The 12,887-nt window shown below is 60.1% G+C and carries 14 protein-coding genes; 8 read left to right on the forward strand and 6 right to left on the reverse strand.

All coding sequences use genetic code 11. The annotated features are described in order from the left end of the window. Positions 1-49 precede the first annotated feature (49 nt). The 5 genes from M1D51_RS12160 to M1D51_RS12180 form a co-directional block, all read right to left on the reverse strand. A complete protein-coding gene (locus M1D51_RS12160) occupies positions 50-1,543 on the reverse strand; it encodes an NAD-dependent succinate-semialdehyde dehydrogenase (protein ID WP_458106672.1) in 1,494 nt (497 codons plus the stop codon). Further along, positions 1,536-2,450 carry an alpha/beta fold hydrolase gene (locus M1D51_RS12165; protein WP_458106673.1) on the reverse strand — a complete coding sequence of 305 codons (915 nt, stop codon included), beginning with the start codon at positions 2,448-2,450 and terminating at the stop codon, positions 1,536-1,538. Before M1D51_RS12165 ends, M1D51_RS12160 begins: the two co-directional genes overlap by 8 nt. Then, on the reverse strand, positions 2,437-2,847 hold the full coding sequence (locus tag M1D51_RS12170; RefSeq protein WP_458106674.1) for a hypothetical protein: 411 nt from the start codon (positions 2,845-2,847) through the stop codon (positions 2,437-2,439). Before M1D51_RS12170 ends, M1D51_RS12165 begins: the two co-directional genes overlap by 14 nt. 82 nt (positions 2,848-2,929) lie before the next feature. Continuing rightward, positions 2,930-4,255 carry an MFS transporter gene (locus M1D51_RS12175; RefSeq protein WP_458106675.1) on the reverse strand — a complete coding sequence of 442 codons (1,326 nt, stop codon included), beginning with the start codon at positions 4,253-4,255 and terminating at the stop codon, positions 2,930-2,932. A gap of 177 nt (positions 4,256-4,432) precedes the next feature. Further along, positions 4,433-5,110, reverse strand: a complete 678-nt coding sequence (locus tag M1D51_RS12180) for a GntR family transcriptional regulator (RefSeq protein ID WP_429329667.1) — start codon at positions 5,108-5,110, stop codon at positions 4,433-4,435. Between the two features lie 151 nt (positions 5,111-5,261). Between M1D51_RS12180 and M1D51_RS12185 the strand changes: the two genes are divergently transcribed. The 8 genes from M1D51_RS12185 to M1D51_RS12220 are packed head-to-tail and all read left to right on the forward strand — an operon-like array spanning position 5,262 to position 10,844. Beyond that, on the forward strand, positions 5,262-6,380 hold the full coding sequence (locus tag M1D51_RS12185; protein ID WP_285241581.1) for an alcohol dehydrogenase catalytic domain-containing protein: 1,119 nt from the start codon (positions 5,262-5,264) through the stop codon (positions 6,378-6,380). Continuing rightward, entirely contained in the window at positions 6,377-7,129 is a 753-nt protein-coding gene (locus M1D51_RS12190) for an SDR family oxidoreductase (RefSeq protein WP_458106676.1), read from the forward strand. Before M1D51_RS12185 ends, M1D51_RS12190 begins: the two co-directional genes overlap by 4 nt. Continuing rightward, a complete protein-coding gene (locus M1D51_RS12195) occupies positions 7,123-8,034 on the forward strand; it encodes an NAD(P)-dependent oxidoreductase (RefSeq protein WP_285241579.1) in 912 nt (303 codons plus the stop codon). The genes M1D51_RS12190 and M1D51_RS12195 overlap by 7 nt, the downstream gene beginning before the upstream one ends. A gap of 28 nt (positions 8,035-8,062) precedes the next feature. After that, on the forward strand, positions 8,063-8,497 hold the full coding sequence (locus M1D51_RS12200) for a carboxymuconolactone decarboxylase family protein (protein WP_285241578.1): 435 nt from the start codon (positions 8,063-8,065) through the stop codon (positions 8,495-8,497). Beyond that, positions 8,484-9,314 carry an N-acyl homoserine lactonase family protein gene (locus M1D51_RS12205; protein WP_458106677.1) on the forward strand — a complete coding sequence of 277 codons (831 nt, stop codon included), beginning with the start codon at positions 8,484-8,486 and terminating at the stop codon, positions 9,312-9,314. The genes M1D51_RS12200 and M1D51_RS12205 overlap by 14 nt, the downstream gene beginning before the upstream one ends. Before the next feature lie 2 nt (positions 9,315-9,316). Next, the gene (locus tag M1D51_RS12210; protein ID WP_458106678.1) at positions 9,317-9,631 is read left to right on the forward strand and encodes a putative quinol monooxygenase; all 315 of its coding nucleotides are present in this window, start codon (positions 9,317-9,319) and stop codon (positions 9,629-9,631) included. Between the two features lie 12 nt (positions 9,632-9,643). Then, complete coding sequence (locus M1D51_RS12215) at positions 9,644-9,862, forward strand: hypothetical protein (protein WP_458106679.1); 219 nt, start codon at positions 9,644-9,646, stop codon at positions 9,860-9,862. Between the two features lie 37 nt (positions 9,863-9,899). Then, positions 9,900-10,844 (forward strand): zinc-binding dehydrogenase, encoded by a 945-nt coding sequence (locus tag M1D51_RS12220; RefSeq protein WP_458106680.1) that lies wholly within the window; start codon positions 9,900-9,902, stop codon positions 10,842-10,844. 95 nt (positions 10,845-10,939) lie between these two features. Here the strand turns inward: M1D51_RS12220 and M1D51_RS12225 are convergent, their stop codons facing one another. Continuing rightward, positions 10,940-12,469 (reverse strand): APC family permease, encoded by a 1,530-nt coding sequence (locus tag M1D51_RS12225; protein ID WP_458106681.1) that lies wholly within the window; start codon positions 12,467-12,469, stop codon positions 10,940-10,942. Between the last annotated feature and the right edge of the window lie 418 nt (positions 12,470-12,887).

Here is a 12,887-nt window from a genome sequence, read left to right on the forward strand (position 1 = left end):
GGCCAGTGTGTGGGCGATGCTCCGCGCTTAAGAACGCGGGGGCACCGTATTAGTCCGCGTACGGGTCGGGGATGGCGATGTACTGGGCGGTGGTGTATTCAGCGAGGCCTTCGGCTCCGCCTTCCCTGCCGAGTCCGGACTGCTTCACGCCACCGAACGGAGCGGCCGCATTGGAGATCATGCCGCTGTTGAAGCCGACCATGCCGAACTCGATCTGTTCTGCTACGCGGAGCATCCGCGAGTGGTCGCGGCTGAAGAGGTAGGAAGCCAGGCCGTACTCGGAGGCATTCGCCAGGCGGATGGCTTCTTCCTCAGTGCGGAAAGTGGTGACCGGAGCAACGGGACCAAAAATTTCGCTGGCCAGAATCGTTGCATCGTGCGGGACGTTGGCCAGAACGGTCGGCGGATAGAAGTAGCCCGCGCCGTCGCGCGGTGCGCCGCCGGTGGCCACGGTGGCTCCTTGCTCTACTGCTTCGGTGACCAGAGCGTGGATGTCCTTGCGGGCACCACCATCAATGATGGGCCCGACGGCGGTACCCGGGTCAGTGCCTCGGCCCAGCGTCAGTGAACCCATGGCCGCGGCAAACTTCGAGGTGAAGTCTTCTGCGACCGATTCGTGCACCAGGAAACGGTTGGCTGCGGTGCATGCTTCGCCCATGTTGCGCATCTTCGCCGCCATTGCGCCCTGGACTGCCTTGTCCACGTCAGCGTCCTCGAACACGATGAACGGCGCGTTGCCGCCCAACTCCATCGACGTACGCAGCACATTGTGGGACGCGTCCGCGAGCAGCCGTCGGCCGACCGGCGTCGAGCCCGTGAAGGACACCTTCCGAAGGCGCGAGTCCTTCATCAGGGGACCCGAGATTGCTGACGCGGATGATGAAGCGACGACGTTCAGTACGCCGGCGGGAAGACCCGCCTCCTGCATCACTTGGGCAAACAACAGCGACGTCAGCGGCGTGAACTTGGCTGGCTTGAGGACCATAGTGCAGCCGGCGGCAATGGCAGGGGCCACCTTTCGGGTGGCCATCGCCAGCGGGAAGTTCCACGGTGTGATCAGCAGGCATGGTCCCACGGGCTTGCGCTGGACCAGGATCTTGTTGTTCCCCTCAGGGGACGTCAGGTAGCGGCCGTAATCGCGGACCGTTTCCTCGGAGAACCACCGCAGGAACTCCGCTCCGTAGGTCACTTCGCCGCGTGCCTCGGCGAGGGGCTTACCCATCTCCAGGGTCATCAGCAGAGCGAAGTCTTCGGCCCGTTCGGTAACAAGCTCAAAGCCGCGTCGGAGGATCTCTGCCCGGACGCGAGGGGCAGTCCGCGCCCAGGACGCTTGCACCGCGTCAGCAGCATCCAGTGCCGCCATGGCGTCGGCGCTGGTGGCGTCCGCGATCTCCAGGAGCTTCTTTCCCGTTGCGGGGTCCTCGACGGCGAACGTCCCGCCGCCGCTGGCATCGCGCCACTGGCCATTGATCAGCAGGCCGGTGGGGATTGTCGAGAGCAGAAGGCGCTCAAGTTCAGGGGTGACAGTAGCCGTTTCAGGCATGGTGGGTTCCTTCCAAGGCAAGGGAATCAAGGTCTTTACCGGCCACGTCCGGGTGGAGTTCTTCGAGGATCGGCAGGAGGTAAGTTTTGAACAGCGGGTAGTTCTCCGTCATTGGGAAGTGCCCGATGTCTTTCATGGCACCGCCCTTCGCACCCGGGATTTCGGCGATGGCATCTGCCGTGTCGGCAGGAGTGCAGGCGTGATCATATTCGCCCGTGAGGAGGTACACCGGGCAGGCCGTTGTGTCGATCTCATGCCCTCTGCTTCGGAGGTCCAGGTCCTGGGAGTAGAAGTAGGTGTCACCGCGATAGATACCGGGACCGCCCTGACTGTAGATCCACCAGACTTCGCGGCGGGATACCTCTGGGCTTTGCGGTGCCATCAGGCTCGACGTCCAGGTGGGGACAGACTGTTGGGCGTTGACGTCCGGCCGAAGGGACCAGTCCTGGAAGCGCCCGTTGACCTTGAGCGCTCCCGACAACCCTATGACTGCCCCGATTTCATCGGCGTGCCTGCGGGCCAGTTCCAACACAAGGGACCCGGCCATGGAGCAACCGATAACTGTTGGTTGCTCTATATTCAGTGCAGCCGCAAAGTCTCGGACAATTGCGACATAGGCGTCAGCGGTGAGCAGATACTCTTCCTCCCACCAACCTTCCGGCGGGAGGGATCGGCCGTGCCAGGGAAGGTCGAATGCCACCACTCGGAACCGGCTGGTGATCTCCGGGTCATTAAGCAGGTGCCGGAATTGGCGCGAATCAGCGCCGGCAGTATGCAGGCAAAGGAGGACCGGTCCGCTGCCGGCTTCTTCGAAGTAAATGCGCTGATCGCGGCCTGACGAACGCAGGTTCACGTAGCGGCCAACCACATCTTCGAAGCTGGCTACAGGTGTGTCAGTGCTGGACATGGAGTGCCTTTCCGAGATCCACCAGACGTGCAAGGACCCTCAAATTGCGGACGAGTTCGACGTCGGACCCACCGAGCGCTACATCCAGGCTGTTCTTCCCGAGCGCGAGCAAGTCATGCAGCAAAGGTTTGGGATGGGGATCGAAGATCTGTCCCCAGCCGACTGCGGAAGCCGATATGGCGATGTGGTCCGAGGGCAGGTCTTTCCACGGTGTCGGAATGAGGCTGGAACTTTGGAAGTTCAAGACGACGCGCCAGTTACCTGGTGAAACAGCGTCAATCCAGAAGTCGCTGTACTTGCCGATGACCTGCAGCTCGCGGTCAGCGTGCACCGCGTTGGCCAGGTGGGTGAACCACACGTCCGATATGACAGGGAGTGTGTTGTTGGTTGAAGTCATAAGCTTCTTTCTGCGCTCGGTAACGGACTCAGAGTGCTGTGGTGCAAGGCCGGAGACGTCCCCGGCCTTGCACCACGAAGGATCAGATGCTCAGTTCGTCCACGCGAACGGTGTCATTGGCCTTCTTGTGCTTGATGGTCTTCGCGGTGACGATGGCGATGAAACCGAGGACTGCTGAGATGATCATGTACCAAGCGACTGCGTCGCTTGACTGGTACTGCTGAATCAGCAGGGTTGCGATGATCGGCACTGGTGCTGACGTGACGATGCCGCCGAGTTGGTATGCAAGGGAGGTGCCCGTGTAGCGAACTTCCGTGGGGAAGAGTTCTGCCGTGAAACCGGAAATTACCCCGTACGAGACGCCATGAAGAAGCGGCAGCGCGATGACGAGCGCCAGCAGAATTCCCCAGAAGGTTCCAGTGCTAAAGAGGGCAAAGACCGGGAAGGCGCCCACGGCGACCAGAACGCAGCCCGTCAGCAGCACCTTCTTCTGGCTGTATTTATCCGCGAAGGTGGCGAAGAACGGCAAGGTAAACACCTGAAGGGAGGCTGCAATCATCAGTGCGACGAAGATCGTGCTTGAAGGTATGCCAAGCTGCTTGGGGCCGTAGCTGACCAGGAACACGGTTGCGATGTAGAACGTGAAGTTTGGCGCGAAACCGCAGAGAATGCCGTGCATGAGTGAGCGCTTGTGGTGCTTGAAGACTTCAAACGCCGGCACCTTGGGGACTTCGTTCTTCTCCTGGATTTCCAGGAACTCAGGCGATTCGGTGACTTTGAGTCGGATCCACAGGCCAACGATGACCAGCAGGATGGAAGCAATGAACGGGATTCGCCAGCCCCACGACAGAAGCTGGTCCTGCGGCATGAGTGCAATCAGCGCAAAGGTGCCGCTGGAGAGGACGGTGCCGGCAGGTACGCCGGCCTGGGGGAAGCTGGCAAAGAAGGCCCGCTTGTTGGCTGGTGCATGTTCCAGGGACATGAGCACAGCGCCGCCCCATTCCCCGCCGACTGCGAAGCCCTGCAGGAACCGGCAGACCACGAGCAGAATCGGAGCCCAGATACCGATGGTGGCGTAGTTGGGGAGCAACCCCACCACGAGCGTGCCCAATCCCATGGCCAGTACAGACCAAACGAGCATCTTCTTCCGGCCGATCTTGTCACCGAAGTGCCCAAAGAACGCACCACCGAAGGGACGGGCGATAAAAGCCACCGCGAAAGTGGCGAACGAAGCCAGAGTGCCGGCAAACGGGTCCAAAGTAGGGAAGAACTGGCTGTTAAGCACCAAAACAGTGGCAGCGCCAAAGATGTAGTAGTCGTACCACTCGATCGTGGTGCCAATGAAACTGGCCATGGCGACCTTCGCCGGTGAAGGCGGCGACGCCAGTGTCGCGGATGATGCGCCCATTACGCTCAACCTTTCGAAACAGAGAGTTGGGGGGGATCCAGTTCATACTGGAATGTCATAAGACCGTATTACGGTGTTACGAGCTTAGAACGCGCATGTGATCCACGTCAACTCGCTATGAGGCAAAACAAAAGCTCCGGTTCACCATGGGCGAACCGGAGCTTGGAGGGGTCGGACTCAGCTGGCGTGAAGCTTGCGCATCTCCCCCAAGGCCGCTTCCGCAGCATTGCGAACATGTTCTTCGCAGGCCAAACGGGCCTCGTCGGGATCCCGGTTGACGGCTGCCGCAGCTGTGATCCGGGTGATCTCTGCGATGGTTCGGGCATCACGGCCAGGAGCCGCCAGGGAGAGCGTCCGGAGCATCTGAGTCCGGGCATTCACGCTTCGCAACATCCGGGCAATCTCCGCGTTTCCGGTGCCATCAAGCAGCACGTCGTAGTAGCGATCCTTAGCAGCCAAGCGTTTTTCAGGGTCCCCTGAGGCCACTGCCACCTTAACTTCGCCAAGCCTGGAAACCAGCTCAGTACACTGCGCGTCACTCGCCCTTTCCGCGAAAAGGCTGCCGGCCAGCGACTCGAGGGCACGGCGTACTTCATACAGGCTTTCCGCGTCGTGAATGCTGAGCGTGGCAACTTCAGGGCCTCGATTCGGGACCATCGTTACGAGCCCCTCGGACTCTAGCTGCCTGAGGGCTTCACGGATCACCGTCCGGCTCACGGAGTACTTCTCGCACATCACCGTCTCGACGAGGCGGTCCCCCGGCGCGAATTCCTGGGCAACGATGGCTCGACGCAGCGCGTTGACCACTTCCGTGCGAAGCGGCGCAGCTGTTCTGCGGATGGCGTCAATAGTCATGGCATTCCTTCTAAAGGGTTTCACCATCATACGCGATGACACTGATTGTGGGACTGGACACGCTTGTAGGTATTACTGTAATACTGGATTAGCGCAAATGCAGCTCACGGAGAATGATTCCGCCGGTGACGGCGGCGACTTGAGGAGAACGATGAAGTTCAGAGGAGCAGTTCTGGAAACCATCGGGGCATCAACGCCCTGGGGGGAAACCACTCCCATCAATGTGGCTGAGTTGACCCTCGACGCACCGGGCCGAGGCGAAGTCCTTATCCGCATGGAAGCGGCAGGAGTCTGCCACTCGGACCTCTCGCGCGTCAGCGGTGTGCGCGTGTGCGCAGTACCCATGGTCCTTGGCCACGAAGGCTCAGGGATCATCGAGGAACTCGGCGAAGACTGTGACGATCTCAAGATCGGACAGCGCGTCACGATGACCTTTATGCCCCGCTGCGGTGAATGTACTGCCTGTACTTCCAGCGGGTGGGCGCTATGCCTCGAAGGCACCAAGGCCAACGCGGAAGGAACGCTGCTCCACGGAGAGCGACGTCTGCGAATCAACGGCCAGCCCCTGGACCACCACGGTGGAGTTTCGGCGTTTGCCGAGTACGCCGTCGTGGACAAGCATTCTGTCGTTCCGCTGCCCGAAGGCGTACCGGCGGACGTCGGCGCTCTCCTCGGTTGCGCCGTCCTCACGGGCGGCGGCGCAGTCATCAATGCGGCTAAAGTCCGGCCTGGCGAGTCTGTTGCAATTGTTGGCATGGGCGGCGTTGGCCTGGCCGCGGCGCTAGTGGCCATAGCTGCGGGCGCAGGAGAAGTGGTTGCCATCGACATGCTTCCATCCAAGCTGGAAACGTCCCTGGAGATTGGTGCGACTGCCGCCTACACACCTGCCGACGCAGCAGCCGCAGGTCTGAAGTTCGACGCCGTGATCGAATGTGTGGGAAATCCCGCCGCGCTCTCCGGTGCCATCGATATGACCAAACCAGGCGGCCGCACGGTAACAGTCGGGCTTCCCCGGCCCGAAGCACGACTCGAAATCTCGCCGTTGAGCCTGGTTGTTGAAGCCCGCCAGATCATCGGCTCCTACATGGGCTCCGGCATTCCCTCCGAGGACATCGCCCGCTATGCCCAAATGTACTTGGATGGCGTCCTGCCAGTGGAAAAGCTCATCTCCGGCACTATCGCCCTGGACGACATCAATCACGCCATGGATGAACTCCGCGAAGGCAAAGTCATCCGTCAGATCATTGACCTCAAAGGAAACGCCTCGTGAATTTCACTGACCAAACCGTCATAGTCACTGGCGCCGGCAGCGGTATCGGCAGGGCAGCCGCCCTGCGATTCGCTGACCTCGGCGCCAACGTGGTCATCGCCGACAAGAACGAAGCGGCGGCCCGGGAAGTTGCCGACGAGGCCGGCGCCAAGGCACTTGCAGTCACCGTCGACGTCAGCGACTCGGCCAGTGTCCGCTCGATGATCAAGGCTGTTGTCGACAACTTTGGGGGCATTGATGTGCTCTGTAATAACGCGGGGTTTGGATTCCCCGGGAACGTGCTGGAAATCGACGAAGAAAACTGGGACCGCCTCATGTCCGTCAATCTCAAAGGCGTGTACCTCTGTTCAAAATACGCCATTCCGGAACTAGCGAAGACCGGTGACGGCAGGATCGTCAACACTTCCTCCTATACAGCCAACGTTGGCATCCGCGACCGAGCTGCATATGTGGCCTCCAAAGGCGGCGTATCCGCGCTCACCCGCGCCATGGCGCTGGACCACGTGGATCAAGGCATTCGCGTCAATGCCGTGGCTCCGGGAACTATCAACTCGCCCTACTTCGACAAGATGATTGCCGAGTCAGCAGAACCGCAAGAGCTCGTTGACTCCCTCAATGGCCGTTCGCCCATGCATCGTATGGGGCGTCCGGAAGAAGTTGCCGAAGCCATCGTCTGGCTGGCAGCCAAGGAGTCCAGTTTCGCTACAGGGTCTGTGCTCACTATCGACGGAGGAACGTCAACATGGTAATCCCCGATACTCACGCGTCCCTTTTTGTAGGGCTCGGGAACATGGGCCGGCCGATGGCCATCAACTACTCCCCCGGCCGCGAACTGTTCGTTTACGACACGAATCCGGTGGTCGCCGCAGAGGTGGCTGCGGCGACTAACGGCACCGCTCTGCCGGACCTCGAGAACATCCCGTCCCATGTGGGGACCGTGATCCTCATGCTCCCCAACAGCCGGATCATCGAGTCGGTCCTGCGCACCAGTCCGGGACTCCTGAAGCGTCTGACGGCTGGAACCTTGATCATCGACATGAGCTCCTCCGAACCCGAAAGCACCGCAGCCCTTGCTGCTGAGGCCGCTGCCCTCGACATCGATTACGTCGATGCACCGGTGTCCGGTGGTGTCGCCAAGGCCCTGACCGGGAAGCTGGCCATCATGGTCGGTGGCGACAGTACCGCCGTCGAACGCGCCAAACGGCATCTTCGTAACCTCGGCGAGTCCATCACCCATGTCGGGCCCCCAGGGACGGGACACGCAGCCAAAGCGCTGAACAACCTGCTGTCAGCCACCAACCTCGCCGCCGCCGCGGAAATTCTGACGGTGGCCGCAACGGCTGGAATTGCACCGGAGAAGATGCTGGAGGTCATCAATGGCTCGACGGGCCGCAGCCAGGCGTCAGAGTTCAAGTATCCCCGCCACATCCTGACTGGAAGTTTTGATTCCGGCTTTGCCATGGACTTGATGCTCAAAGACCTGAAAATTGCCAAAAACCTCATTTCCCAGCAGTCCGCTGAGGCGCCGATCGTCCTCACCGCACAGGAAACCGCCGAGAAAGCGCGGGAGCTCTTGGACAGTGACAATCCGGACCACACCGAATTTGCCCGATACTACGAAAAACTCAACGGCACACCGCTGCGCACCAGCTGATCGCCGCACCATCCGGAAGGACACCAGTATGACCATTGATCTGAACGACCAGACCGCCGAGGCCCAGACATACATCGACGACATGGCGCGCAAACGCGGATACGTCCTCGATTACCACAAAGTAATGGCCAAACACGATTTCCCCGTACTTCAGGCGGCCAACCATGTGGTCTCCGCCGCCTATTTGGATGAGCGCACCCTGGACCGTAGGACCAAGGAACTCATCTTCATTGTCAGCCTCACAGTCATGCGCGCATCCAAGGGACACATTCAGTCCCACATCCGCGTGGCGCTTGACCTCGGCCTGACGCCCACCGAAATCCTGGAAGCAATCGAGATTTCGCTTCCGGAGGCCGGCGTCGTTGCGTTCCAGGCCGGATTCGAAGCATGGCGGGAAGTTGTGGGAGCCGACGGACTCGAACCGTCCGTGGAAGTTCACGAGGGCGGCAATGGCGCCGGCTAAGAACGACGGCGGCTACCGGGTTGTCGTCGTTCGCGTCGGCACCCGGGCCACTGAACGCAGCGACGTCTACCTTAACTACCGTTTGTACGGGGAAGACGACGGACCGGCCACCGTTGACTACTACTTCTGGATCCTTCAAGGGCCAGAAGGCACCCTTGTTGTGGACACAGGCTTCGGCGAAGAAGCAGGCCGCCGGCGCGGCCGGACGCTGCTGCTGCACCCCGCCGATGCCCTTGCCCACCTAGGCATTGACCCGAACGATGTCGGTGACGTCATAGTGACCCATGGCCATTACGACCACATCGGAAACCTTGACCTGTTCCCGAACGCCCGGATCCACATTGCCGAAGCTGAATACCGGTTCTGGACCTCGCCCACAGCTGGACACGTCCAGTTCTCCTTCTACGCTGAAGACGGTGAAATAGACCAGCTTCGCCTGGCCGAAACCCAGGGGCGCCTCAAATTGTTCTCGGGCGAAACGTCACCGGCTCCGGGAATCAGACTGGTCGAAGTCGGCGGGCACACACCGGGGCAAGCAATTGTCTACGTCCCCACCTCAGAGGGCGACGTTCTGCTGGCCTCTGACGCTGTCCACTTCTACGAGGAGCTGGAACGCGACATGCCCTTTACGGCAATCAGCGATCTGCCGGCCATGTATGAGGCATTCTCGTTCATCCGTGAAGAAGCGCGTCATTACGGGCTCACCGTCGTCGCGGGCCATGATCCGGACGTTCTGGCACGTTTTCGGCCCTGTCACGAGCTCCCCGTCGGGGCCGGCGTAGCCATCGGCGCAATCCACCAAGACCCAAAGGAGTAATCATGACCAGCACTTTCAATGTCGTTGCCAGATACAGAACCAAACCAGGAACCACGGAAGAGGTTCTCGGACATTTGGCGAAAATGGCAGCGCAAACCCGTGAAGAACCCGGAAATATCTCCTACGAATTCTTCCGTGGAGTCGAAGATGACAGGAAGATTGTCATCCTGGAGAGCTACCACACTGCCGAGGACTTTGACCTGCATCGACAGACGCAACACTTCCTCACTATCGGAGCTGTCCACATCATCCCGGAGCTCGAAGCGCGGACCGTTGCCACGTATGTCACTGCCAACAGCCCCGCAGAAGCTCCCTAGGAGGGCACACGGATGGAAACAGCCTCCACCACCGAAGCCCGGACCAGTCAGAACTGGTCCGGGCTTCGGCCTACCCAGAACGTCCTGGTAGATGAATCTGTTGGCGAGCCGTATCGGGCAACAGTAGACGCGATCACCGAAGACTGCACTGTCATCTGGGTAGTCTCCGACACTACCCACCAGCGCAGGGCTTTCGACTACCGCGAAGGCGTCATTGTCTCCCCGACCTAGTCATGAACCCGCCGCAGAACGCACCTCCGGAGGACCCGTGAAGCACTCACCATTTGCCACATCAACGATGCGTGCACTGGCCGTTAGCCCTGAGGCGCCTGGCCGGATCGCCATCCAGGACGTCCCCATGCCCTCGGTACAGCCTGGAGAAGTCCTGGTCGAGATTCATGCCATTTCCCTCAACCGAGGCGAGATGCGTGCGCTTCGCAGTGCACCCGCGGGCGTCATCCCCGGCTGGGATTTCGCTGGCGTCCTTATGGAGGACGTCAGTGACGAGCTGAGGGCTGGTTCCAAGGTTCTCGGAATAGTGGAACATGGCGCTTGGGCAGAGATGGTCGCCGTGCGCCGGGACTCGATTGCCGCCATTCCTGATGAGGTCACGTTCGCTCAGGCCGCAGCATTGCCCACCGCCGCACTCACGGCTTTGCGCACATTGCGGCTGGGCGCAGCGGGCCTCGGTGATCACGTTCTGGTCACCGGCGCCTCCGGTGGTGTTGGCCAGTTCGCTGTTCAACTCGCCGCACAATTAGGAGCCATGGTTACGGCGCTGGTCTCCACGGGCACGGACGCCGATGCGCTCAAGGCCATCGGTGCCAAACACGTGGTAACTGACCTCGAGCAAGTCCGCGATCTGTTCGATGTCGTCATTGAGTCGGTGGGCGGCCAAGTGCTTGGCCGCGCACTGTCCATGCTCGATTCGCGGGGTCGGTTGGTTGCCTTTGGAAATTCGTCAGACGAGCTAACTACGTTCAATGTCCGTGATGTTTACAACGGGGCTCTGGTCAAGATCCTGGGTTTCGAACTGTTCTTTGATCCTCTTCCTTTCGGACGAGACCTGGCAACGCTCCTGGACCTCATGATGAAAGGTAAGCTCGCCCCGCACGTTGCCGATGTCCTGCCTTGGGATGACATGGCTATCGCTCTTGACCGGTTGGGGAACCGCACTGTCGGAGGGAAACTGATCCTCACAATAAAGAGCTGACGAGACTCCTGTCTGGCTTGCATCAAACGCACGCCAAGAATGCCGCCCCAAGCGATTGGGGCGGCATTCTTGGCGTTGAGGAGATTTACGCCTGGCTAGGCATCATCTGCTGTCGTTGAGAGAACACGGCCAAGTCCCTCGTAAGCTGCCGGCCGCTTGGACCTAAGCCAGAAAGCAATGAGGAGACTGAAGACGAACCATGCGATGCAGAACCACGGAATGAGACTGACCCAGATGATGTCACCGCCGAGGTGGCTGAGGTTTGACCACAGCAGGTAGAGGGCGCCGGCCAGACCCAGAGCGCCGATTGCCGGAGCCACACCGGTGCGCCACCAGTGCGCATGAACCCGGTGGGCGGGAAGCCGGTGGTAGCGGATGGTGGCGATGGAGCACAGAATCTGGTTGAGCATGACCCAGAATGTGCAGGCAATGGCAAACCAGCCGAATACTTCGGAATAAGCCGCGGTGTTGAAGTCATTGCCTGCAAATTCCTGCGCCGAAGGGGCGGCGAAGTAGAACGCCGTGAACAGCGCAAGGATAAGGCCCGCTCCGAAGAACGTTGCGACTGCTGCGTGGTGGGGGCTTCCGTAGCGAGGGTGCGTGTGGCCTAGTTTGCTCGGAAACAGAACGCCCTCCCGTGCGATTGCGTAGATGTAGCGTGAAACGGTTTGGTGGAACGCCAGGATCGAGGCAAAGCATCCGGTAATCACGAGCCAGTTGATGCAGTCCGCAGCCCACGCGCCAACGTACGTCTGGGCGAGCGAAATGTAGGACTGACCCAATAGGCCGGTTGTCTCATCGACCACTTTGCCGGTTCCGAAACCCGTGACTGTTGCCCATGCCGTGACGAACAGAATGAGGCCGATGCCAATGACTGCAAGGTAGGTTGCCAGCGGTACAAGCTTCCTGGGATTCTTGGATTCTTCGGCATAGTTGGGTACGACTTCGAATCCGAGCCAGGACCAGAAGGCGAAGAAGATACCGATGCCTGGGGCTATTCCGCCGAAGGCATTGATGGGGTTGATCGGTTCGAGGCTTACGCCCTCTGGCCCACCGTTGATGAAGATAGCGCCATTGACGATGGCAAGAATGATAATTTCACCGATGAACAGGACTCCGAGGACTTTAGCCGAGAGTTCGACACCGAAATACGATGCCACAGCAGCGAGGACCAGCGCGATACCTGCAATGACAAGCCACGGCACGTCCATCCCGAAGGATTGCTTCAGGGCGGCAGAGCCGAAGTAACCGATCGCCCCCAACACCGCCACCTGGACGCAGAGGTACCCCAGCATCAGCGAAAGCCCTGATGCCAGCCCGAGCGGTTTACTCAGACCGTTGCTGATAAAGCTGTAAAAGCCGCCGGTTGCGCTGAGTCGTCGCGTCATTGCTACATACCCGACGGCGAAGCAGAGAAGTACGCCCATTGCGACGATGAATCCGGCTGGGGCTCCTACACCGTTGCCGAAGGCGACCGCAAGCGGAATATTGCCCAAGCAGCCCACCAAGGGGGCTGCGCTGGAGAAAGCCAGCAGAAGAATGCCTACCAGTCCGAGGGAACCGGACTTGAGGCGATGGACTTCTGTCTGTTCAGATGACGCGGAAAGGGCACTGGAAGTTGCCATGGGGGTCCTTCTTCAAATTTTGGCGCACAGTTGGGGAGCAGCCAAAGAACATTGGGAGGGTGCGGATCCCGCCGTGAATTAGGGACGGGAAGGCCCGCATCGTTCTTGCCATCTGCGTGGAGGGTTGGCCGCACGGAGAGTTGGCAGAGTCGATGAACTCATGTTGGCATCGCTGCGTCCAGCGAAGACGAAAGAATGAAACAAGTTCATCTTTCACATTCGAAGTATGAGGCATAAGTCACACTTCATGCAAGAGCTAGTTGGAGGAGGCGCCCCAGAGCTCCAGCTAGCCCCTAGACTGAACCCATAGAAAGTGAAACCTATTCACGCTTTGTAGCCATACATGAGGGGGCGCCAGGATGAGCCAGATTGCGCAACGCGAAGTGGACCATTCCATGCCGCCGTTGGAGAGAGCCGT

It is taken from the genome of Arthrobacter sp. R3-55 (assembly GCF_054161505.1).